At 58.5% G+C, this 23,083-nt stretch carries 16 protein-coding genes; 9 read left to right on the forward strand and 7 right to left on the reverse strand.

Annotated elements, in window-relative coordinates; all coding sequences use genetic code 11:
* Positions 1 to 59 precede the first annotated feature (59 nt).
* Positions 60 to 497, reverse strand: a complete 438-nt coding sequence (locus H8F21_RS00070; protein ID WP_203479109.1) for a hypothetical protein — start codon at positions 495 to 497, stop codon at positions 60 to 62.
* Here H8F21_RS00070 and trmL point away from each other — a divergent pair.
* Positions 496 to 951 carry a tRNA (uridine(34)/cytosine(34)/5-carboxymethylaminomethyluridine(34)-2'-O)-methyltransferase TrmL gene (trmL, locus tag H8F21_RS00075; protein ID WP_203479108.1) on the forward strand — a complete coding sequence of 152 codons (456 nt, stop codon included), beginning with the start codon at positions 496 to 498 and terminating at the stop codon, positions 949 to 951. The genes H8F21_RS00070 and trmL overlap by 2 nt on opposite strands.
* Positions 952 to 1,028: 77 nt before the next feature.
* Here trmL and secB read toward each other — a convergent pair whose 3' ends face one another.
* From secB to H8F21_RS00090, 3 genes are read right to left on the reverse strand one after another with little or no spacing between them, the layout of a single operon-like run.
* Complete coding sequence (gene secB / locus H8F21_RS00080) at positions 1,029 to 1,517, reverse strand: protein-export chaperone SecB (RefSeq protein ID WP_136478554.1); 489 nt, start codon at positions 1,515 to 1,517, stop codon at positions 1,029 to 1,031.
* A 41-nt stretch (positions 1,518 to 1,558) separates the two neighbouring features.
* Positions 1,559 to 1,813, reverse strand: a complete 255-nt coding sequence (gene grxC / locus H8F21_RS00085; protein ID WP_136478555.1) for a glutaredoxin 3 — start codon at positions 1,811 to 1,813, stop codon at positions 1,559 to 1,561.
* Between the two features lies 1 nt (position 1,814).
* On the reverse strand, positions 1,815 to 2,228 hold the full coding sequence (locus tag H8F21_RS00090) for a rhodanese-like domain-containing protein (RefSeq protein ID WP_203479107.1): 414 nt from the start codon (positions 2,226 to 2,228) through the stop codon (positions 1,815 to 1,817).
* A 214-nt stretch (positions 2,229 to 2,442) separates the two neighbouring features.
* On the opposite strand from H8F21_RS00090, the gene gpmI reads away from it, so the two are divergent.
* The 4 genes from gpmI to H8F21_RS00110 all read left to right on the forward strand — a co-directional run bounded on the left by gpmI (position 2,443) and on the right by H8F21_RS00110 (position 7,649).
* Positions 2,443 to 3,978 (forward strand): 2,3-bisphosphoglycerate-independent phosphoglycerate mutase, encoded by a 1,536-nt coding sequence (gene gpmI / locus H8F21_RS00095; RefSeq protein ID WP_203479106.1) that lies wholly within the window; start codon positions 2,443 to 2,445, stop codon positions 3,976 to 3,978.
* Between the two features lie 185 nt (positions 3,979 to 4,163).
* Complete coding sequence (locus tag H8F21_RS00100; protein ID WP_203479105.1) at positions 4,164 to 5,450, forward strand: murein hydrolase activator EnvC family protein; 1,287 nt, start codon at positions 4,164 to 4,166, stop codon at positions 5,448 to 5,450.
* An 88-nt stretch (positions 5,451 to 5,538) separates the two neighbouring features.
* A complete protein-coding gene (locus H8F21_RS00105) occupies positions 5,539 to 6,867 on the forward strand; it encodes a S41 family peptidase (RefSeq protein WP_136478559.1) in 1,329 nt (442 codons plus the stop codon).
* 8 nt (positions 6,868 to 6,875) lie between these two features.
* Positions 6,876 to 7,649, forward strand: coding sequence for a divergent polysaccharide deacetylase family protein (locus H8F21_RS00110; RefSeq protein ID WP_203479104.1), 774 nt, complete (start codon positions 6,876 to 6,878; stop codon positions 7,647 to 7,649).
* 4 nt (positions 7,650 to 7,653) lie between these two features.
* Here the strand turns inward: H8F21_RS00110 and H8F21_RS00115 are convergent, their stop codons facing one another.
* Together H8F21_RS00115 and H8F21_RS00120 are read right to left on the reverse strand one after the other, a co-directional pair.
* A complete protein-coding gene (locus H8F21_RS00115; RefSeq protein ID WP_203479103.1) occupies positions 7,654 to 12,336 on the reverse strand; it encodes a dermonecrotic toxin domain-containing protein in 4,683 nt (1,560 codons plus the stop codon).
* A 159-nt stretch (positions 12,337 to 12,495) separates the two neighbouring features.
* The gene (locus H8F21_RS00120) at positions 12,496 to 14,442 is read right to left on the reverse strand and encodes a BCCT family transporter (protein ID WP_328824239.1); all 1,947 of its coding nucleotides are present in this window, start codon (positions 14,440 to 14,442) and stop codon (positions 12,496 to 12,498) included.
* Positions 14,443 to 14,915: 473 nt separating this feature from the next.
* On the opposite strand from H8F21_RS00120, the gene betI reads away from it, so the two are divergent.
* The 3 genes from betI to betA all read left to right on the forward strand — a co-directional run bounded on the left by betI (position 14,916) and on the right by betA (position 18,942).
* A complete protein-coding gene (gene betI, locus H8F21_RS00125) occupies positions 14,916 to 15,581 on the forward strand; it encodes a transcriptional regulator BetI (RefSeq protein ID WP_203479101.1) in 666 nt (221 codons plus the stop codon).
* Between the two features lie 30 nt (positions 15,582 to 15,611).
* Positions 15,612 to 17,084, forward strand: a complete 1,473-nt coding sequence (betB, locus tag H8F21_RS00130; protein ID WP_203479100.1) for a betaine-aldehyde dehydrogenase — start codon at positions 15,612 to 15,614, stop codon at positions 17,082 to 17,084.
* 166 nt (positions 17,085 to 17,250) lie between these two features.
* Positions 17,251 to 18,942: a choline dehydrogenase gene (betA, locus tag H8F21_RS00135; RefSeq protein WP_203479099.1), complete on the forward strand. Its 1,692-nt coding sequence runs from the start codon at positions 17,251 to 17,253 to the stop codon at positions 18,940 to 18,942.
* 69 nt (positions 18,943 to 19,011) lie between these two features.
* Here the strand turns inward: betA and H8F21_RS00140 are convergent, their stop codons facing one another.
* A complete protein-coding gene (locus tag H8F21_RS00140) occupies positions 19,012 to 21,162 on the reverse strand; it encodes a dermonecrotic toxin domain-containing protein (protein WP_203479098.1) in 2,151 nt (716 codons plus the stop codon).
* Positions 21,163 to 21,329: 167 nt separating this feature from the next.
* Between H8F21_RS00140 and H8F21_RS00145 the strand changes: the two genes are divergently transcribed.
* Entirely contained in the window at positions 21,330 to 23,072 is a 1,743-nt protein-coding gene (locus H8F21_RS00145; RefSeq protein ID WP_203479097.1) for a potassium/proton antiporter, read from the forward strand.
* Positions 23,073 to 23,083 lie beyond the last annotated feature (11 nt).

The following is a 23,083-nucleotide window of genomic DNA, read 5'->3' on the forward strand; positions in this document are numbered from 1 at the left end:
AGTATCAGTACTTCCAGTTTTGGGGGCCTTGGTACAGGCAGGCCGGGGATTCCCCTCTTTTATTCGTGCAGGCGAACCTGCACACGCCAGCGCCCTTCTTGCTCCGCTCCGGCCCAGTTGCCGTGCAGCGGTCGGGCCGCGATCAGGGTTACCAGCAACCCGCCATCGCTCTTCTGAATCCGCCAGCTGACTGGCTTGCCCTGCTGCTCAAGTTGGCCTCGCGCCGCCTTGCCCTGCGCCTCGAACAGCAAGGCGACAGTCCCATCGACTTCTTCGCCATGGAGCTTGGGCTCCTCGTTGAACCACAGGTCCAAACCGCCTTCGACTATCTGTACCTGTTGCAACTCCCGAGGCTCGGGAGTGGTCAGGCGACCGATCATCAGCCCGACCAGCATGCCGACAATTGCCAGCGAAAATAGCACCCGCGGCCATTGCTGGGAACGCGGGTCCGGTTCAGGGGTAGAATGCTCGCTATCTTTATGTTCGGAGCCGTGCATGTTTCACGTCATCCTCTTTCAACCAGAGATTCCGCCGAATACCGGCAACATTATCAGGCTGTGCGCCAACAGCGGCTGCCACTTGCACCTGATCGAGCCCATTGGCTTCGAACTGGACGACAAACGTCTGCGCCGCGCCGGACTGGACTACCACGAGTATGCCACCCTCAAACGTCATGCCGATTTGTCCAGTTGCCTGGAAAGCCTCGGTCAGCCACGACTGTTCGCTTTCACGACCAAGGCCTCGCATCCCTACCACGAAACATCTTTCCAGCCGGGGGATGCCTTCTTGTTCGGCCCAGAAAGCCGGGGTCTACCTGCCGAGGTACTCGACAGCCTGCCTGCGCAGCAGCGCCTGCGGTTACCCATGCGGCCGGGTTGCCGGAGCCTGAACCTTTCCAATACGGTGGCAGTGACAGTCTATGAGGCTTGGCGTCAGCAGGGTTTTGTCTGACGGTTATCGCCTAGTTACTCAACAGCCCCATGAAAAAAGCGCCCATCAGGGCGCTTTTTCGGCACATCGCAACAGGCTTACTGCAGCGAAGGTGCTTCGCCAGCTTCCTGCATGCGTTGCATTTCCTGTGCGTACAGCGCATCGAAGTTGACTGGCGACAGCATCAGGGCCGGGAACGAACCGCGGGTCACCAGGCTGTCCAGCGCTTCACGCGCATACGGGAACAGGATGTTCGGACAGAACGCACCCAGAGTGTGGCTCATCGAAGCCGGGTCCAGGTTCTTGATCAGGAAGATACCGGCCTGTTGAACTTCAGCGATGAAGGCCACTTCGTCACCGTTCTTGACGGTAACCGACAGGGTCAACACGACTTCGTGGAAGTCACCTTCCAGACCTTTCTGCTTGGTGTTCAGGTCCAGGGCAACACTAGGTTCCCACTGCTGACGGAAGATCGCCGGGCTTTTTGGCGCTTCGAACGACAGGTCACGCACATAGATGCGTTGCAGGGAGAATTGTGGAGCGCTTTCGTCAGCAGCGGCTGCTTCGTTGTTCTGTTGATCAGTCATGACAGATCCTTCTTTGCAGGGTCTTTAATAGGGGTTCTTGGTCAAGCCTTGAGCAAACCATCGAGCTTGCCGGAGCGCTCAAGGGCATACAGGTCGTCGCAACCGCCGACGTGGGTGCTGCCGATCCAGATCTGCGGTACCGAGGTACGGCCGGCCTTCTGGACCATTTCAGCACGCACCTGCGGCTTGCCATCGACCTTGATCTCTTCGAAAGCCACACCTTTGCTCTGCAGCAGGTGTTTGGCCCGCGAGCAGTAAGGGCAGTAGTCGCTGGAATAGACGATGACGTTGTTCATATCACTTCACCAGCGGCAGGTTGTCGGCTTTCCAGCTCGACACGCCTCCGGACAGCTTGGCAGCGGTGAAACCGGCCTTGAGCAGTTCACGGGCGGTGGTACCGGCATGCTGGCCCATCGCATCGACCACGATCAGGGTTTTGGCCTTGTGCTTTTCCAGCTCGCCGATACGGGCAGCGAACTTGTCCTGTGGAATATTCAGGGCGCCAACGATGTGGCCAGCCGCGTAATCTTTGGTCGAACGGATGTCGATAACCAGGCCTTTGTCGCTGTTGACCAGTGCCGTCAGCTCGCCGGTGCTCAGGCTACGACCACCTTTGCGGGCTTCGTAAACGATCAGCAGAATCAGCAGAACGACGAAGATACCAACCAGCAGATAGTGTTTTGTTGCGAATTCAATCAGGTGAGCAACCATCAGAGGGTGTTCCAGGCCATTAAAAATGTTGGTCAGTATACACAGCACCTAAGGTCGGCCAAAGCCCGCCAGAGCGGCTAATTGCCAGTAATTCTCATCTGCACCTACTGTCCGTCGGCCAGCGCTGGGCGGCGGGCAAGGTAAATTCGTCATCCGTGGCCAATTTGCCCTAAAATGCGTGTCTTTATCATCTGAACAACCGTGAGTGCGATTGATGACGAGCACGCCAAAACCTTTGGTCCTGATCATCCTGGATGGTTTCGGTCATAGCGAAAGCCATGAATACAACGCCATCTACTCGGCCAACACGCCGGTCTACGATCGCCTGCGCGCTACCCAACCGCATGGCTTGATCTCGGGATCGGGCATGGACGTCGGCCTGCCTGACGGACAGATGGGCAACTCCGAAGTGGGTCACATGAACCTTGGCGCTGGCCGCGTGGTTTACCAGGACTTCACTCGGGTAACCAAATCCATCAAAGACGGCGACTTCTTCGAAAATGCCGTGCTGTGCGGCGCAGTCGACAAAGCCGCATCAGCCGGCAAGGCCGTCCACATTCTTGGTCTGCTTTCCGATGGTGGCGTGCACAGCCACCAGGACCACCTGATCGCCATGGCCGAACTGGCCGCACAGCGTGGCGCCGAGAAGATCTACCTGCACGCCTTCCTTGACGGCCGTGACACGCCACCCAAAAGCGCACAGTCCTCCATCGAACTGCTCGACGCCACTTTTGCCAAGCTAGGCAAGGGCCGTATCGCGAGCCTGATCGGTCGCTACTACGCCATGGACCGTGATAATCGCTGGGACCGTGTAGCTGCTGCCTACAACCTCATCGTCGACAGCGCCGCCGAGTTCACCGCCAGCAATGCCCAGGCTGGCCTCGAAGCCGCTTACGCCCGTGGTGAGAGCGACGAGTTCGTCAAGGCCACGCGCATTGGCGAAGCAGTCAAGGTAGAGGACGGTGATACGGTAATCTTCATGAATTTTCGCGCCGACCGTGCCCGCGAACTGTCGCGCGTGTTCGTCGCAGCCGATTTCAACGAATTCCCACGAGCACGCCTGCCGAAATTGGCGGCCTATATCGGCCTGACCCAGTACTCGGCAAAAATTCCGGCCCCTGCCGCTTTTGCCCCAGGTAGCTTGAATAACGTGCTGGGCGAGTACCTGGCCAAGAATGGCAAGACCCAGCTACGGATTGCCGAGACCGAGAAGTACGCTCACGTCACCTTCTTCTTCTCCGGCGGTCGTGAAGAACCGTTCGAAGGCGAAGAGCGCATCCTGATTCCATCGCCAAAGGTCGCCACCTATGACCTGCAGCCGGAAATGAGCGCCCCGGAAGTGACCGACCGCATCGTAGAAGCCATCGAGCAGCAGCGTTACGACGTGATCGTGGTCAACTATGCCAACGGCGATATGGTCGGCCATAGCGGTGTATTCGAAGCGGCGGTAAAAGCGGTTGAAGCACTGGACCTGTGTGTAGGGCGCATTGTCGAGGCTCTCGACAAGGTTGGCGGCGAAGCCCTGATCACGGCTGACCATGGCAACGTCGAGCAAATGGAAGATGCCTGTACTGGTCAGGCGCACACCGCGCACACCACCGAGCCGGTACCTTTCATCTATGTTGGCAAACGCAACGTCAAGGTCCGCGAAGGCGGTGTTCTGGCTGACGTCGCGCCAACCATGCTCAAACTGCTGGGCCTTGAAAAACCAGCAGAAATGACCGGCGAATCGATTCTCGTAGAGGGCTGAAGCTACAAGCCATCAGCGCCAAACGGCGAGAAAAAGCGCAACCGCGCGCTATCTTCTTGCCGCTTGAAGCTTGCAACTTGCAGCTTTAGCCGACCAACGCCTCAACGCAGTTGCCTTGAGGCGTTTTTTTTGCGGCCTGCGGCGGGCATACTAGGCCAGTCTCCATCCCTGGTGTCGCTCACTCCATGTTCCGCGTCCTGATCGTTCTAGCCATGTCTTGCTTGCTCAGCCCGGCCTTTGCCGATGAGCGCGCGCAAACCCAGCAGCAACTGGACGCCACGCGTCAGGACATTGCCGAGCTGAAAAAAATGCTTGGCCAGTTGCAGCAGGAAAAATCCGGTGTGCAGAAAGACCTGCGCAGTACCGAAACCGATATCGGTAAGCTGGAAAAGCAGGTGGAGGCCCTGCAACAGGAACTAAAAAAGACCGAGGGCGAGCTGGAGCGCCTTGATCACGAGAAAAAAAAACTCCAGAGCGCCCGCGTTGAACAACAACGGCTGATTGCCATTCAGGTCCGTTCGGCTTACCAGAACGGCCGCGAGGAATACCTCAAGCTGCTGCTCAACCAGCAGAACCCGGAAAAATTTGCTCGCACCCTGACCTATTACGACTACCTCAGCCAGGCGCGTATGGCGCAGTTGCGCAGTTTCAATGAGACCTTGCGCCAGCTGGCCAACGTCGAACAAGACATCAGCCTGCAGCAAGCCCAGCTACTGGCCCAGCAAGGCAACCTGGACGCTCAGCGCCAGGAGCTGGAAAAAGTACGCAGCGAACGCCAGCAGGTACTGGCCAAGCTCAATAGCGACGTCAAAGCCCGCGACCAAAAGCTGCAGGCTCGTGAGCAAGACCAGGCCGACCTGAGCAAAGTTCTCAAAACCATTGAAGAAACCCTGGCCCGCCAGGCCCGTGAAGCTGAAGCAGCCCGTCAAAAGGCGCTGCTCGCGGCCCAGGAAGCGGAAAAGCAGCGTCAGCGCGACGCTCTGGCAGCAAGTAGCACCACGACGCCAAGCAAGCCCAAGGCCCTTGCGGGACCCTTGGTTTCCAGCAACGGCGAAACCTTCGGCGGCGCTTTTTCTTCGGCCCGGGGAAAACTTCCATGGCCGGTCAATGGTCGATTGCTCGCGCGTTTTGGCGAAACCCGTGGCGGTGACTCACGGGCAAAATGGGACGGGGTAATGATCAGCGCCTCTGCCGGCAGTCAAGTACGTGCCGTGCATGGCGGTCGAGTAGTGTTTGCCGACTGGTTGCGCGGCGCTGGACTTCTGGTCATTCTCGACCATGGTAATGGTTACCTGAGCCTCTACGGCCACAACCAAAGCCTGCTCAAGAGTGCCGGAGACGTGGTCAAGGCCGGTGAGGCCATTTCCACCGTCGGCGACAGCGGTGGCCAAAACAGCTCGGGTCTGTATTTCGCCATCCGCCAGCAAGGTCGCCCCAGCGACCCCGCACAATGGTGCCGTGCCCAAGGATAGGCCCACCCCTAATTTAACGGCCTGGCGTGAAATCACGCTGTGCCGCAGCTCCAGCCGGAGCGCTACCAGGATCAGGAGTTCGTTCGACATGCTGCATTCGCCTCGCCTCACCTCGCTGGCCCTGACCATCGCCATGGTCCTTGGCGCGCCCCTGGCCCGCGCGGCCGAGCCGACCAAGCCCACCGCGGTGCCGGCCACGACTGTATCGGCTGCCGCTTCTGCCAAGGCACCGCTGCCACTGGACGAGCTACGCACCTTTGCCGAGGTCATGGACCGTATAAAGGCCGCTTATGTCGAACCTGTAGACGACAAGACCCTGCTGGAAAACGCCATTAAAGGCATGCTCAGCAACCTTGATCCGCACTCCGCCTACCTGGGTCCGGAAGACTTCCAGGAGCTGCAGGAAAGCACCAGCGGCGAATTCGGTGGCCTGGGTATCGAAGTCGGCATGGAGGATGGCTTCGTCAAAGTGGTATCGCCGATTGACGACACCCCCGCCTCGCGTGCAGGAATCGAAGCCGGCGACCTGATCGTCAAGATCAATGGCCAGCCAACCCGCGGCCAGACCATGACGGAAGCGGTCGACAAGATGCGCGGCAAGATCGGTGAGAAAATCACGCTGACGCTGGTGCGCGACGGCGGCACGCCATTCGATGTAACGCTTGCCCGCGCGGTCATTCAGGTCAAGAGCGTGAAGAGCCAGTTGCTTGAAGACGGCTACGGCTATATCCGTATTACCCAGTTCCAGGTCAAGACCGGTGAAGAAGTCGGCAAGGCCCTGGCCAAGCTGCGCAAGGACAACGGTAAGAAGCTGCGCGGCCTGGTCCTGGACCTGCGCAACAACCCGGGGGGTGTACTGCAATCGGCGGTTGAAGTGGCAGACCACTTCTTGACCAAAGGCTTGATCGTCTACACCAAGGGACGCATCGCCAACTCCGAACTGCGTTTCTCCGCCGATCCGGCCGACGCCAGTGAAGCGGTACCGCTTGTGGTACTGATTAACGGTGGCAGCGCCTCGGCGTCGGAGATTGTCGCTGGCGCACTGCAAGACCAGAAACGCGGCGTGCTGATGGGGACCGACAGCTTCGGCAAGGGCTCGGTGCAAACCGTATTGCCATTGAACAATGATCGTGCGCTCAAGCTCACCACTGCGCTGTATTACACCCCCAACGGCCGTTCGATTCAGGCCCAGGGCATTGTTCCGGACATCGAGGTGCGCCAGGCGAAACTGACCGCCGAGCAAGACACCGAGAACTTCAAAGAAGCCGACCTGCAAGGCCATTTGGGCAACGGTAACGGTGGTGCCGACCGGCCAACCAGCAACGCCAAGCGCAAAGAGCGACCTCAAGACAACGACTTCCAGCTCAGCCAGGCCCTGAGCCTGCTCAAGGGCTTGAGCATCACCCACAGCAAGTGACGCTCTGCATGCGCTACCTGCTGTGTACCCTGCTGTCCCTGTTGAGCAGCGCCACTTTTGCGGCGCCTGCCCAGCAGGGCAAAGCCTACCTGAGCCTGATCATCGATGACCTAGGCCAGAACAGCGCCCGCGATAGCCGTACCCTGGCCCTGCCCGGCCCGGTGACCCTGGCGATCATGCCCGACACCCCTCATGCCACAGACTTCGCCCGCCAGGCCCACAAGGCTGGAAAGACGGTGATCCTGCATATGCCCATGGACCCGGCAACCGGTCCCTATGCCTGGCATCCCGGCACGCCACTGCCAGAACTGGCGCAGCGCCTGGATGCGGCCTTGGCCAAAGTGCCTTATGCCGCGGGGATCAACAATCACATGGGCAGTCGCATGACGTCCCAAGCCGAGCCGATGGCATGGCTGATGGGCGAATTGCAACGCCGCCACCTGTTCTTCATCGACAGTCGCACTAGCGCGGCTACCGTGGCTGCGGCCAAGGCCCAGGAACTCGACCTGGCGCATGTGTCCCGTGATGTGTTCCTCGACGATGTACGTACCCCTGAAGCCATTACCGCGCAATTGCAACAAGGGATCGACCTGGCGCGCAAGCAGGGGTCGGCGGTGCTGATCGGCCACCCCTACCCGCAGACCCTTGAGGTGCTCGAACGAGAACTGCCCCGACTCAAAAGCCAGGGCATCGAGTGGATCACCATCGGCCAGATGATTGCCCAGCGTGGCAACCTGGCCATGCCAGCCCATGGCAAGCACGGCCTGTACCAGAACCGCTAGCTTGTCACTCGAACGGGATAATGCCCTCCACATCAGCCAGGCGCAGTTTGCCCCGATAGATATCCAGCACGTCGTTGTTTTGGGCCGCGCGCATTTGCGCCTCCCGCCCAAGTTTGCGTTGTGCCCAGATTTTCAGATGCCCCTGGATAAAGCTACGGTCATCGGCGTCCTCGCTGGGGTAGTGGAAGTGCGCCTCCCATAGGCCCATTCCCCGGTCTTGCCCCAACTCGGGAAACCGTCTGATTTCATAAACATCCAAATAGTCTTGGGCTGCCAATTTCCTGCGCGACACACTACGAGCTATCGATACCTGTCTTTGCTGGAACAGATATTTCAAGCCATTTGCCGAGGGATGGCTGGTGGTCAAATACAACGACTTGAGCAGATCTCGCTGGTTCAACTCCAGGCGTTGAATGCCGCTGCGCAACTCTTCGTACAACGCAGCGTCCAGTGAAGTCCGCGGTATGCCAGCCATGACTTCTTGTAGCTTCTGCGTGTGCTGCTCCATGACCGTCGTCAACCCCAGCGGCTCCTTGGAGTTGCTGTAGCGCCGCGCAAGATCAACCACCGAGCTGATCTCATCGAGTAATTTACGCGCACGCTTTCTGACACTGCTGGTTTTGTCTGGGGTCGAAGGCAAGGTCGGGGTGAGTGGTTCGCGGACCGGTGCAACCTCTTCAACCCCCTGTGGATCGAAGGTTTTCAGAACATTACCCTGACTGTCCTTCTGTTGGATGACCGAAGCGCCATCGACCTCCAACTCTTCACCCAGTACGCTCCTGCCCTTTTGCGTCAGAACCACGCGCCGCTTACCGCCACGTGAGTGCTGCGAGTACGTGCGAACTTGACGCGGTTCGGCAAGCTCCTGCTCTCGTACCGCCGACGTCATTTCCTTTCTCGCCGAGTCCTGGAGCTTTTTCAGCGAAGCCCGGTAAAGCTTGAGTTTCTCGCTCCGGATAACAGGTCCGCCCAGACTTGCCAGATAATCAGCCATACAGGCTGCCTCTTCGTACGAATCCAGCACGCCGTTGAGAATTTCGATACGTTCCGCCAGGGTCAGCTCACTTCCGGCCAGTTCACCATGGGCAGCGCCGGCGCTCCTCAACGCAGGACCGTCTAGATACCCTTCGTACTCTTGCAGCACCTGTTCGTCGGTGCCCTGCAGCCGATCCAGGCTGAGTTCGGCAAGGTCCTCAAGCAAGTGGAATTCCAGATCGACCGCGTTGAGTTGCCTCAGCTTGATCATCTTCTTCAGTACTGAATCACGGTTTACCTTCTCACCGCGCTCATCCTTGAAGAAAATCGACTGATCCTTGAGCGTATCTTCGAGCAGATTATCCATATGGCTCGACACTTCAATAAGATTTGCCCCCCATCCCTGGACCTTCTCCAATATGGCGACGAAATGCTTGTACTCCTGCTTCTCGGCCTCGGTCTCTGGTAGAACCGCAATTCGATCCTTGAGCTTGTCGACATTTTCCTCGTTGAGTATTTTCGCCACCTCATTGAAGTAGGCCTCTGCGTACTCCAGGAAACTCTGGCGCACGTAACTCCGTTGCTGTGTAAGCACATCGACAAAGCCCGGCTCCATAAAACTCATCTGGTTCAATGCGCTCAGAATGTTGTCGTGCTCAAGATTGTTGTCGATAACCTGCTTCAGCTCGGCAACGACCCGCTCATTGATCCGTCTTTGCAAGCCCAAGAGCAAGTTGAGCTTGTCTTTCTCTACGTCGTTGGGCTCCGGCAGTGCCTGTAATGCTTCAATCTGCAGCTGATTTTCGATCAATTGATCGCGATGCCGAGTGAACGTCTCCCGGATAGGCTCGCTCTTGCTGATGATCTGCGCTTCTTCTGCCCTGAGTGCCAAGATTCGCTTCTGGTTCTCCTCCCGCAGCCGCTGCACACGGCTCTTGGGCATTCCGCCACGCAGTCGAAGCCCATCATCGATGCGCCAGACGCCATACTTTCTAACAATCCATGGGCCGGGACGCCCTGACGGGTCAGTTATGCGCACGTGACCATCGGCAAGCGATAGTGGGTACACATCCCCCGCCAGGCTGACGTAATGATGACCGGCTATCAGATAAAGTCCTTGTGTGTCCCCAGTCGCCAACGGCTCGTGCCCATTTACGGAGACGTCGGTGCGCATGGCCAGTAACGTCTCCCGCTGCTTGGCGGTGAGCATGTTGAAACCTTGCCCTCCACGCCAGGACAGATCCAGCTGCAGTTGGCCCTGCGCGGCAAGCGCACTTGGGAGGAACGTTTCTCCCTGGCGTACAACGGTTGTTGAATTGCTCCCCTGCGGCGCCTGCACAGGCAAGCCATCGAATGTAGTCGGATGAGGTAGCGGGACGACATCGGGAATGATCTTCGCAGGCACCCTTGCATGCAAAAGCAGCATCGCAGTATTGAGAATCAGGTCCACCGCAGCTGCGCTACGCTCACTTCGCGATCCCTTTTGCAACGCTTTGATGTCATTGCTAAGTGAGGTCAGAAGCTGAACCATCCAGGCGAATACGGCAACCGGGCCTTTGAGTGGAAGTGAAACCACCTGAAAGAGCAGCCAAGCACCCTCACTTAGAATGGCCCAGCGACTTTCCTGGTTGGAAACCGACTCACGATCCGCGAGCTCGACAAGCAGATCACGGTTTGACTCGTAGAGTTTCAGATCGACATCTGTCCTCCAGAACCGCGGGGCGATAGTCGGTGGCTTGGGCGCTTCAGGCAATAATCCAGTATCAATAATTGGCCTGTTCCAATGCGGTTCGCTGAAGCCACCCAAGTCATAGATGGGGCGGGCCTGCGGCAACATCCATTCAAGAATGCTCTGTTGCAGCGACTCAGAGGCACGAATCGAAGCCAACATTGCTTCGATACTGGCGAACTCCAGTACTGCCTGGGTGGGGTACAAAGGGCGGAAGAGGATCACTGTCGCAGGCTGCGCCGAGAACAGAACATACATGCCTCGAACCAGATCATAATCACTGCCTTGTGCATCAGGCGTGAAAGCCAATGGCATCAATTGCACGCTTGGCTGCATTTCATCCAGCTGATATCGACAATAGCTCGCGACGACCTGTAATCCAGCCTCGCTTAGCGTTTCGTTCAACCTTGCTCTAAGCGCACTGAACAACAGCGAACACCGCCACTCCCTGGCAAAACGAGTCACCCGCTGGGGCTTGGTGCTCGGATCATCGAGCATTCGGGCCACGTAAGCCGGATAGCTGCCACCGATGTCGACACGCTGCACCAGGGACTGAACATAGGCGGGCGTCATCCACGGCATGATCAACTGCGCTTCACGGTGAGTGATCGCCGTAACCGTGGCACCGCCTAGCGAACTCAAATTGCCTATGGCGAAATCGCTCAGGGTTTCAGTGCGCGTTTCGATGCTTGAATCGCCCACCCCGGCACCTGCGCCCCCGGCAGCGCCAGCAACCGTTGTCAGCGTCAGATTCAAATCGTCGGGAAAGTAGTTTGCCTCTGTTGGATAGTCACTCAGTAACTGCGCTCTCAAACGGTTGCGGGTGTAGCTGTGTAGATCAGCCACGTCATCCAGTGCCGCCACGCCAGCGGACTCGAGCTGCGCCAATGCAAGATCGAATAGACCGCACTGAAAAGCGAAGCTGTCATTGGACCCCGTACGCACCAACCCTGGTGGAATTTGCACACTCGAATCAGCGATCGGCACATAGCCTTTTATAAACCAGGCCGATGGATCACTTAGCGCTGCGAAAAGCTGCTCCATCGCTGCCACATCGACGCAGCGCTGGTAATCTGCGCGAACGAAGGGCTGGAACATTGCATCGACCAACAATGCAGTTTGATGGGCGAAAATATCTCCCTCCACCTCGTAGCGATGCCACGTCATCGAGTCGAAGGACAACATCGCGCCCAGTGTTTCGCGCAGTGCAAGCGTAAAATCATCAAGCGATTCGAATGCACGGACCACACCTGACGGTGCAACCCACACCACCAATTGCCGTTCGTCCAGTTCGGCCGATATAAGCAGGTTCGACAGCGTCTGAGCGAACGATAGGCCATAGCGCTCGAGCTGAACCTGTACCACAAACACCTGTGGCTGCTCCTTCCCTCCCTTGAGCAACCCCTGAATGCAAAACCGCTCCTGGGCGTCGAGACCTTGCAGAGGCAGGTTTTGCAACAGCGTCGACTTGAGCACCTGCTGCAGCCAACGATCACGGCTCACGCCTTGGCTGCCGACGGCAGCCCAGTAATCAAGTTGCGCCTGGCAAAAAAACTCGGCCAGCAGTTGGCGCAGCTCGTCGAGCTCACCGAGCGCCTTATTCACCGACACCGTAGCGTGCTCCAGCTTGTTCCCCTCAGCGTCGTGCAGATAATGGGGTGCCGTTACCGACACCAGAAATTCGCCCCCTTCCGCTGCCATTGATTGCAGGCTTCGGCTCGCAAGCATTGCCTCAAGGAGCACATCTACCAACGAACGCGGTGTCCAGGATTGATAGGGCGTGGCCATGTGTGAGTTGTCGTCCGGGATCTGCAGCACCAACGGCCCGCCATCAGGCAGCTGGGCCGCGGCAACGACCGGGTAATGCGTCGCCAGAATTTCCAGGGCCTTGTGCCCGGCCAACTGGCGTAAGGTGGGACGATCAGCGAACTCGGCGGCCACGGCAGAAGAAAAGTCCGCTGAAAGAGTTGAATTGCTGGGCATGGGGATAGCTCCTGTGGGCAAGAGCATCGCAGGGTATTTCGGCGTCACCTTGCGCCTGCGGTACATATGGCTGGCCAATTACAGCACTGAGCAAAGGCTGCCAGAACGACAAAGGCCCGATTCTCGCGAACCGGGCCTTTGTCGGACCTCTATAACTTGTTAGCTGTACACACGTCCCAGCAACTGGCGATGGCTCTCGAACTGATCAAGCACATCACGGGTGATCTGATCAGGGGTAAAGCCCATCAGGTCATACTCCTGGCTACCGTTATGCAGGTACACCTCGGCTCGGTAGAAGCGCTGACGCACCTCACTCTCACCTTCGACCGGCGCTTCGCTCGGAGCAGCAAGGTAGCCGTCCAGGCTTACTTCATAAACGAAAGGATTGCCCTCTTCCATCATCACTCGCAGACCTATGGTCGAACGCGACTGGCCGATGCGGGTTTCTACCTCCACGCCTAAGTTCTGCAACTGTACTGCAGCGTCCTTCAAGGCAGGGCTGATCTGCTTATCCATGAAGCGCTGGACCATCGCCTGGGTTGGCTGCAGATCCAACTGGCTAAGACGCTCGCTGAAGCCGCGACGACCACGAGCTGCCAGCTCCGCTTGCTCCTGCTCGATCTGGCTATCCTGCTTCATGGCCTTGTACAAGCCGAACATGAACAACACCAATACCACCGAGAACGGCAGACCAGCCAGCACCACCATGGTTTGCATGGCCTCGAAGTTACCCGCGAACAGCAAACCTACTGTGACTACGGTGATGATTGCCGACCACAGAATACGCAGCCAATGCGGTGCATCCTCATCAACGTTGCCACCCTTGCACGACAGGTTGGCCATCATTACCGCACCGGAGTCAGCCGGAGTCAGAAACAACACGAAGCCAACGAAGATGGCCACGCCTACAACGATCTTGGCTGCCGGGAAGTGTTCAAGAAGTTGGTAGATCGACATCGAGGGCTGTTCCAGCGCTGTTCGCCCCAGCTCTACCGCGCCCTGGTTGATCACCAGGTCCAGTGCCGTGTTACCGAAGATCGAAAGCCAGGCCAGGGTAAAGCCCAACGGAATCAGCAGCACACCAGCGACCAGTTCACGAACAGTACGGCCACGAGAGATGCGGGCAATGAACATACCGACAAATGGACCCCAGGAAATCCACCAGGCCCAATAGAACACGGTCCACAAGCCCAACCAGCGTTCGGACTTGGCGCCGTCGCCTTCATAGACATAAAGATCAAAGGTCTTGAGCACCGCGCCATTGAGGTAGTCACCGATGTTCTGCACGAAGCTATTGAGTAAATGCAGGGTTGGACCATTGAGCAACACGAACAGCAACAGGCCGCTGAATAGGATGATGTTCAGGTTGGACAAGCGACGAATGCCGTTTTCCACACCCGACACCGCAGCAATGGTCGCCACGGTGCTCATCACCAGAATCACGATCAGCAGGTTGGTTTTGCTGTGATCCATGCCAAACAAGTATTCCAGACCCGAGGACACCTGCATCGAGCCGATACCAAGGTTGGTCACAAGGCCCAGCAGGGTCACGAACATGCCGAAGATGTCCACGGTGTGGCCCGCAGCACCCTTGACCCAACGTTCGCCGACCAGCGGATAGAGCGCCGAACGCAACGCCAACGGCTGGTTATGCCGATAAGCGAAGTAGGCCACGGCCAGACCAACCAGGGCATAGATTGCCCAGCCGTGCAGGCCCCAGTGCAGGAAGGTCAACTGCAACCCTTCACGGGCAGCCTGGAGGCTGGCCGGGGAGCCTTGCGGCGGATTGAAGTAGTGGTCCAGAGGCTCGGAAGCACCGAAGTACAACAGCGAGATACCGATACCGGAAGAAAACAGCATGCCAGCCCAGGCACCGTAGCTGAAGTCAGGCTTGTCGTCCTTGCCGCCAAGCTTGAGCTTGCCGAAGTTGGAAAAGGCCAGAACGATGACGAACAGCAGATAGCCGCCAATCACCAGCATGTAGTACCAGCCAAAGCTGCGCGACAACCAGGCCTGGGCCTGACCGAGCACGCGGCCAGCTGTTTCGGGAACCGCAATAAGCAAGGCAGTCAAAAGCAGGATCAGCAGCGTCGAGGTGTAGAACACCACGCTATTGACCCGGACCCTCTCGGCAGGGGTCTTGATAAGTGAGGAACTCATTGCACGTAGGCTCCGGGCAGTGCGAGAGAAACGAAACGACCTTTGCCTGAGCAAATGGTGCAATAGCCCCACTGCGTCAGGTGTTATAAAAGCACCTTGAAAAACCGTGATCCCGAATCGATTGCGTTGAAAAAACAGAATCGAACCCCGCTTCGAGGGTGCTGCCGCACGATGAGTTACCGCTCGGCAGATCTGTCCAACGCGCCGCTTGCGCCCGCCAACACCTTGCATTACGGGAGTTACACGTCTTTTTTGGGGTGCCAATTTGTGTCGCTGAACAGTGTGAAATCCCTGTCAATGGCACAGATTGTCGCAGAGCTTATTCTTTGTTGATTGAACGTTCAATCAAAACAAAATAGACTGGCCTTCGCCGAGGCAGCCGCTCGTCGTCTGCTCGCAGGCCTGAGGAGATTTGCAAGATGCCCAAGGTCGGTATGCAACCCATCCGCCGCCAGCAATTAATCGAAGCCACATTGCTGGCTATCGACCAGGTTGGTATGGGGGATGCCAGCATTGCGCTGATCGCCCGTTTGGCCGGTGTGTCGAATGGCATCATCAGTCACTACTTTCAGGACAAGAACGGCCTGATCGCAGCGACCATGCAGTACTTGATGAGCGTGCTGAGCGAGAACGTCGTCGCCAACCGGCAGGCGCTCAAGGACAACAGCCCGCGTGCCCACCTGCAGGTGATCATCGAGGGCAACTTCGACGCCAGTCAGGTCAACGGCCCGGCAATGAAAACCTGGTTGGCCTTCTGGGCCTCCAGCATGCACCAGCCGTCTTTGCACAGGTTGCAGCGGATCAACGATCACCGCTTGTATTCCAACCTGTGCTGCCAGTTCCGTCGCGTCCTGCCGCTGCCTGAAGCACGCACCGCGGCGCGTGGACTGGCAGCGTTGATCGATGGTCTGTGGCTGCGCGGTGCGCTGTCCGGAGAATCTTTCGACACCGACCAGGCGAAACAAATCGCTTACGAATACATGGATCTACAACTGGCGAAGCAGACGAGTCCGGACACACAAACCCGAACCTCTGAACCACTACGCTGCGCAATTGCCAAACAGGCAGGAGCGTCGCTCGGATAGCCAAAAACACAATGCACTTGCGAGGACACTATGGCCCGTTTCGAACTGCAAAAACTCTACATTGATGGTGGTTATGTCGACGCTTCCAGCGACGCTACCTTTGAAGCCATCAATCCGGCCAACGGCGAAGTCCTCGCCCAGGTGCAACGTGCCACCGAAGCAGACGTCGAGCGCGCAGTGGAAAGCGCCGAGCGCGGCCAGAAAGTCTGGGCGGCCATGACCGCCATGCAGCGTTCGCGCATCCTGCGTCGCGCTGTCGACATCCTGCGTGAGCGCAACGATGAACTGGCCGCCCTGGAAACCCTGGACACCGGCAAGTCGTACTCCGAAACCCGCTACGTCGACATCGTCACCGGCGCCGACGTACTGGAATACTACGCAGGTCTGGTTCCGGCCATTGAAGGCGAGCAGATCCCGCTGCGTGACAGCTCGTTCGTCTACACCCGCCGTGAGCCGCTGGGTGTGACTGTGGGTATCGGCGCCTGGAACTACCCGATCCAGATCGCGCTGTGGAAATCCGCCCCGGCCCTGGCCGCTGGCAATGCGATGATCTTCAAGCCAAGCGAAGTTACCTCGCTGACCACCTTGAAACTGGCCGAAATCTACACCGAAGCTGGTCTTCCGGACGGCGTGTTCAACGTTCTGACCGGTAGCGGCCGCGAAGTTGGCACCTGGCTGACCGAGCACCCGCGCATCGAGAAAATCTCCTTCACCGGCGGCACCACGACCGGCAAGAAGGTCATGGCCAGCGCCTCGAGCTCCACGCTCAAGGAAGTCACCATGGAACTGGGCGGCAAGTCGCCACTGATCATCTGCGAAGACGCTGATCTCGATCGGGCCGCTGATATCGCCATGATGGCCAACTTCTACAGCTCGGGTCAGGTCTGCACCAACGGCACTCGCGTATTCGTTCCTGCTTCGATGAAAGCAGCTTTCGAAGCCAAGATTGCCGAGCGCGTTGCGCGTATCCGTGTTGGCAATCCAGAAGACGAAAACACCAACTTCGGTCCACTGGTCAGCTTCGCTCACATGGAAAGCGTGTTGGGCTACATCGCCAAGGGCAAGGAAGAAGGCGCGCGCGTACTGTGCGGCGGCGAACGCCTGACCGCTGGCGAGTTCGCCAAAGGCGCTTTCGTTGCCCCAACCGTGTTTACCGATTGCCGTGACGACATGACTATCGTCAAAGAAGAAATCTTTGGCCCAGTGATGAGCATCCTCTCCTACGAGAGCGAAGAAGAAGTCATTCGCCGTGCCAACGATACCGAATACGGCCTGGCCGCAGGTGTCTGCACCAACGACATCAGCCGCGCCCACCGCATCATCCATCAACTGGAAGCCGGTATCTGCTGGATCAACGCCTGGGGTGAGTCGCCTGCTGAAATGCCGGTTGGCGGCTACAAGCAGTCCGGTGTCGGCCGCGAAAACGGCGTGAGCTCGCTGGCTCAGTACACTCGGATCAAGTCGGTACAGGTTGAACTGGGTGGGTACACCTCGGTTTTCTGAGGCGACACGCCTCTGAAGCAACAGCTTCAAGCGGCAAGTTGCAAGTACAAGGCGGCGCGCGCTGAGCCGACGCGTACTTGCAACTCCCACTAATTTGCGAGCCTCGCGCAACCGCTGTTTTTGGCGGATTGAAGCTTGAGGCTTGCAGCTGCTTTCGGAGAAAGCCATGGAATTTGACTACATCATCGTCGGTGCTGGCTCGGCCGGTAACACCCTGGCGACTCGCCTGACCGAAGACAAAGACGTTACTGTCCTGCTGCTCGAGGCCGGCGGCCCTGACTACCGCCTGGATTTTCGTACCCAGATGCCAGCAGCCCTGGCCTTCCCGCTGCAAGGTCGTCGCTACAACTGGGCCTACGAGACTGATCCAGAGCCGCATATGGACGGCCGCCGGATGGAATGCGGTCGCGGCAAAGGCCTCGGTGGCTCCTCGCTGATCAACGGCATGTGCTACATCCGCGGCAACGCCATGGACTTCGACGGCTGGGCAGAATTGCCAGGCCTGGAAGACTGGACCTACCTGGACTGCCTGCCGTACTTCCGCAAGGCGGAAACCCGTGACATTGGTCCGAACGACTACCACGGTGGCGAAGGCCCGGTCAGCGTGACCACGCCCAAAGCCGGCAATAATCCCCTGTTCCATGCCATGGTCGAAGCCGGTGTACAGGCCGGTTACCCGCGCACCGAAGACCTCAACGGCTATCAGCAGGAAGGTTTCGGCCCTATGGACCGCACCGTAACGCCGAAGGGCCGTCGCTCCAGCACCGCCCGCGGTTACCTTGACACCGCCAAGAAGCGTTCGACCCTGACCATCGTCACCCACGCCCTGACCGATCGAATCCTGTTCGACGGCAAGCGCGCCGTGGGCGTGACCTACCTGGTCGGCGCTGGCGAAGAACGCGTTGAAGCCCGTGCCCGCAAGGAAGTCATCGTTTGCAGCGGCGCCATCGCGTCGCCACAGTTGCTGCAACGTTCCGGCGTCGGCCCGGCTGAACTCCTGAAAAGCCTCGACATCCCAGTGGTCCATGACCTGCCGGGTGTCGGTGAAAACCTGCAGGACCACCTGGAACTGTACCTGCAATACGCGTGTACCCAACCTGTGTCCTTGTACCCTTCGCTGCTCTGGTATAACCAGCCGGCCATTGGTGCCGAGTGGCTGTTCAACGGTACCGGTATCGGCGCCAGCAACCAGTTCGAAGCAGGCGGTTTCATCCGTACCCGCGAAGAGTTCAAATGGCCGAACATCCAGTACCACTTCCTGCCGGTTGCGATTAACTACAACGGCAGCAACGGTGTACAGGAACATGGTTTCCAGGCGCACATGGGCTCGATGCGCTCGCCAAGCCGCGGCCGTATCCAGGCCAAGTCAAAAGACCCACGCCAGCATCCAAGCATTCTGTTCAACTACATGGCCACCGAGCAGGACTGGCAGGAATTCCGTGACGGCATTCGCCTGACCCGGGAAATCATGGCCCAGCCTGCGTTGGATCCTTACCGTGGACGTGAGATCAGCCCTGGCGCCGACGTGCAGACCGACGAGGAACTTGACACGTTTATCCGTGAGCACGCGGAAACCGCGTTCCACCCTTCCTGCTCGTGCAAGATGGGGATCGACGAAATGGCAGTGGTAGATGGACAGGGTCGCGTACACGGCATGCAGGGCCTGCGTGTAGTGGATGCCTCGATCATGCCGATCATCATTACCGGCAACCTCAACGCCACCACGATCATGATCGCCGAGAAAATCTCCGACAAGATCCGTGGCCGCCAATCGTTGCCGCGCAGCACAGCCAAGTACTACGTGGCCAACGAGGCACCAGTCAAAGGCAAGCCGATGCGCGAAGTGAAACAGGCTTAACGACTGCGTTTACACAAAAAGGCACTCGTGAGAGTGCCTTTTTGCTAACACCCGCTTACCGTCAGTAGCTCATGTCGGCAGCGGAAAAAATCGTCTCATCAGCGAGTCATCGCCAGCAGCCCCCAAGCGCTGCATCATTGCCATGCGATCGAACTGCTCGCCGCTGTGCATGTCGTACACGACTGCGCTGTCGGGCGCTTCGGCCAACGCTTTGAGCCGCACCTCCATGAAGCGATAAGCGTTCCCTTGCACAGCTGTCACCTGCTCGATCTGCAGATATCGCCCAGGCATCATCAGCGACTCCACTTCATCCGGTCTGGTGGAGAACGGTGCCACTGGCGTCACCTGCAGTGATTCGCCTGGTTCCAGGCTATATATCACCGCACTGTCATCGAATACCTCTGCAGCACTGACCTGCGCTAAAGGGTTGTTGAAAACTTCCCAGAGGGCATAAGGGTTTTCGGTGAACGAGCAAAAGTCCGTGGTGACCAGCACATCACCTACTCCCAGCCTGCCTTCGCGAAAAGCCATGGTTCCGGTTCCTCGTATGCTCGACGCCGCTCGGTACATCCGTACAGGGTTGTACACCCCGACCTGCTCCAACGCCTCCGCCAAGCGGTGACTGCGCTGAATGCTGTCGACCAGATCATCCTCCAGCGGCAATCCACGCCATAGGTTGTTGAAACGCGCCGGGGAGTGGCTGTATTCATAGATCGCAGGCGCTCCGAAGCCAAGCTCATCGCGGTACACCGCCAGAGGCTCGCTGAATGCATCAAGGTATTCTCCGGCTGCACCTAGCGCCTCGGCATCGGCCAAGGGCACTGCAGCCAGCAGAGACTCCTGCCGGGCAACTGCCCGATCCGAAGAGGCCAGCAGTTCGTCCGCCGCCTGGCGCATGTACAGCGCCCACTGCGGACCACTCGCGGCACCCACCTGCTCAGCGACACGAGTGGGCACAGGAAACCGTGCAAACAGCTCGCTGGTACGGATCATGGCGGCGTCGAGCAGAATGAACAGCATATCCATCAGCACAGCCCACCAAGCGGTCGCTCGCCAAGCCGCCTTGCCGTTGATCGCCATGTCCAGGTGAAGCGCCAGCATGCTTACGCCGATGCCCAGCGATGTTAGTGCCAGCGGCCAACCCAATGGCGTCATCGGCGCGATAATCAACGCGGTTGCCTGCAGACTGGACAGCCAGGAGGCCTTGCGCAGCTCGGCGTTGGTCGTCAGCCGTTCATGTGCATTACTGACCAGCTCATTCATGACCTGCTCGCGCAGGTGCACGATTAGATCACCAGAAATTTTCTGAGATCCGATGCGTACGTAATTCGGCTCAGAAACCGCTACCTGGAAGTATTTGTTCAATTGCGCGCGCAAGGCCTGCGCCAGTACATCGTCACCGACAAAGTGCAGCATCATCCGCTCGCGACCTTCCTGCGAAGTGATCTGATCCTGCAGCCACGCCTGAAGGTCTCGTTGACGCTCAAGCACAACCAGGGCGCTGCGATCATCTGCACGATAGAGGCAACGCCTGCCCGTCTTCAGCGGCAGCACAAAGAGGGTGCGCGCAGCGATGCCGCCGATGGTCAATGCGCCCCAACCGCCTTGCAGCGAACCCTCTCCTGAAGCCCGCAGTGCAGATACTGTCAACGGCAGTTGCGGGTCCGCCAGCAGAGTGGCCAATACCTGCTCTCGCTCAGCCTCGGTCAGTGGCGCAGGCGCGAGCGCCGCAAGAAATCGAGCTCGCGCCAGCGTGCAGAAATCTTCGCCACGTTCGCTGCGAAATTTCCCCAGCAAGCGTGTGTATTGTCCGGAAAAGTCCAGATCCCAGAGACACTCAAGCACCGACTGCGGAGCAAGACGCAACTCATTGCGTTCGTCATACACCCCATGGCTGCTATCGACCCGGTAGAAGCCACCATAGACCGACAGTGCATCAGTATCACTCTGCTGCGCCGGGCTGAAGCGCTGCATGACAAGTTCGGTGAAAGTCAGTGAACGGTGCGGCGGCCGAGAATGCCGCCACCCGGTGTAGCTCAACGAGCTGGAAGCCTCCGACTCGAATTCGTGCCAATAGACGCTGTCGGGATCTAGCCAATAGCCCAAATGGCGGCGCAGAACATGGCCTGCAGCCTGACGGGCCAAACCCTGCAAGTCAGGAAACTGCCCAACATATCGCCGGGCAATGTGTTCAAGGGATTCATCGATGGGTGTAGTCAAAACCTGCTGCCTTTCAGGGGTGAATAAAGCGCTACTTCAACTCATGACAAGCCCCTGAATGTGGTAACACTTTACAGCCCGCGCCAGCCTCGGGTTAGAATCAGAGCCCATGCAACCTGCGTGTACAGCACCACCCTTCCCGCCTGCTTTACCCTGGAGTACTGCCTTTGGATGCGTCCACCATCAATAGCCTGTTCTTGATCGGCGCATTGCTGGTAGGTGCAAGTATTCTGGTCAGCTCACTGTCATCTCGGTTGGGCATCCCAATTCTGGTCATCATTCTCGCGGTCGGCATGGCCGCAGGTGTGGATGGCGGTGGCATCATCTTCAACAACTACCCGACCGCCTATCTGGTGGGCAACCTGGCATTGGCGGTGATCCTCCTCGACGGTGGTTTGCGCACGCGAGTGGCAAGTTTCCGCGTGGCACTGTGGCCGGCACTGTCTCTGGCCACCGTCGGCGTGCTCATCACCACCGGGCTGACGGGTATGGTTGCCGCGTGGCTGTTCGACCTGAGCCTGATTCAGGGCCTGTTGATTGGCGCTATCGTAGGCTCCACCGACGCCGCAGCTGTGTTCTCGCTGCTTGGCGGCAAGGGTCTGAACGAGCGGGTAACAGCGACACTGGAAATCGAATCGGGCAGTAATGACCCGATGGCGGTGTTTCTTACCGTCACGCTTATCGACATGATCGCCAGCGGCCAAACCGGCCTGCACTGGAGCCTGCTCACTCACCTGCTGCGCGAGTTCGGTATTGGTGGCCTGCTGGGTCTTGGCGGAGGCTGGCTGATGCTGCAGATGGTCAACCGCATCAATCTGGCCGGTGGCCTGTACCCGATCCTGGTAGTGGCCGGCGGCCTGGTAGTGTTTTCCCTGACCAACGCCCTGCACGGCAGTGGCTTCCTCGCCGTTTACCTGTGTGGCCTGGTGTTGGGCAATCGGCCGATTCGTAGCCGCCACGGCATTCTGCACATGCTTGATGGTATGGCCTGGCTCGCACAGATCGGCATGTTCCTGGTCCTCGGCCTGCTGGTCACCCCCCACGACTTACTGCCTATCGCGCTACCCGCCTTGGGCCTGGCGCTTTGGATGATCATATTCGCCCGGCCCTTGTCGGTGGTTGTCAGCCTGTTGCCGTTCAAGGCCTTCCACGATCGCGAAAAAGCCTTTATTTCCTGGGTGGGCCTGCGCGGCGCGGTGCCGATCATTCTTGCAGTGTTCCCGCTGATGGCCGGCCTGCCCGACGCTCAGCTTTTCTTCAACCTGGCGTTCTTTATCGTGCTGGTCTCGCTGCTGGTACAAGGCACAAGCCTGCCTTGGATGGCCAAGCTGCTCAAGGTGACTGTGCCGCCAGACCCGGCGCCGATCTCCCGCTCAGCCCTGGAGGTGCACATCACCAGCGAGTGGGAGCTGTTCGTCTACCGCCTCAGTGCGGAAAAATGGTGCATCGGTGCAGCCCTGCGCGAGCTGAAAATGCCTGAAGGAACGCGTATCGCTGCCCTTTTTCGCGGCCAGCAACTGCTCCATCCGTCGGGAAGTACCACCCTGGAAACCGACGATCTACTCTGCGTAATCGGCCACGAACACAACCTGCCGGCCCTCGGCAAGCTGTTCAGCCAGGCTCCACAACGCGGTCTCGATTTGCGCTTCTTCGGTGACTTCGTTCTCGAAGGTGACGCAGAACTGGGGGCTGTAGCGACGTTGTACGGTTTGCAACTCGACGGACAGGACCCGCATATGCCGCTCAGCCGCTTCATTGCCCAGAAGGTTGGCGGTGCACCCGTGGTCGGCGACCAGATCGAATGGAACAACACACTATGGACAGTGGCGGTGATGGAGGGGAACAAGATCCTCAAAGTGGGCGTCAAATTCCCCGAAGGTACTCGACCCGGCCCCGGGTTGTTCCTTTAAACTCAAACTTC

Source organism: Pseudomonas arcuscaelestis, assembly GCF_016881005.1.
Classification (GTDB): domain Bacteria; phylum Pseudomonadota; class Gammaproteobacteria; order Pseudomonadales; family Pseudomonadaceae; genus Aquipseudomonas; species Aquipseudomonas arcuscaelestis.

Excerpts from the sequence above, each read along its gene's own strand:
- gpmI (WP_203479106.1), top strand. The coding sequence starts at position 2,443 with ATGACGAGCACGCCAAAACCTTTGGTCCTGATCATCCTGGATGGTTTC.
- betA (WP_203479099.1), top strand. The coding sequence starts at position 17,251 with ATGGAATTTGACTACATCATCGTCGGTGCTGGCTCGGCCGGTAACACC.
- H8F21_RS00105 (WP_136478559.1), top strand. The coding sequence starts at position 5,539 with ATGCTGCATTCGCCTCGCCTCACCTCGCTGGCCCTGACCATCGCCATG.
- secB (WP_136478554.1), bottom strand. The coding sequence starts at position 1,517 with ATGACTGATCAACAGAACAACGAAGCAGCCGCTGCTGACGAAAGCGCT.
- betI (WP_203479101.1), top strand. The coding sequence starts at position 14,916 with ATGCCCAAGGTCGGTATGCAACCCATCCGCCGCCAGCAATTAATCGAA.
- grxC (WP_136478555.1), bottom strand. The coding sequence starts at position 1,813 with ATGAACAACGTCATCGTCTATTCCAGCGACTACTGCCCTTACTGCTCG.
- H8F21_RS00070 (WP_203479109.1), bottom strand. The coding sequence starts at position 497 with ATGCACGGCTCCGAACATAAAGATAGCGAGCATTCTACCCCTGAACCG.
- H8F21_RS00110 (WP_203479104.1), top strand. The coding sequence starts at position 6,876 with ATGCGCTACCTGCTGTGTACCCTGCTGTCCCTGTTGAGCAGCGCCACT.
- betB (WP_203479100.1), top strand. The coding sequence starts at position 15,612 with ATGGCCCGTTTCGAACTGCAAAAACTCTACATTGATGGTGGTTATGTC.
- H8F21_RS00115 (WP_203479103.1), bottom strand. The coding sequence starts at position 12,336 with ATGCCCAGCAATTCAACTCTTTCAGCGGACTTTTCTTCTGCCGTGGCC.
- H8F21_RS00090 (WP_203479107.1), bottom strand. The coding sequence starts at position 2,228 with ATGGTTGCTCACCTGATTGAATTCGCAACAAAACACTATCTGCTGGTT.
- H8F21_RS00100 (WP_203479105.1), top strand. The coding sequence starts at position 4,164 with ATGTTCCGCGTCCTGATCGTTCTAGCCATGTCTTGCTTGCTCAGCCCG.
- trmL (WP_203479108.1), top strand. The coding sequence starts at position 496 with ATGTTTCACGTCATCCTCTTTCAACCAGAGATTCCGCCGAATACCGGC.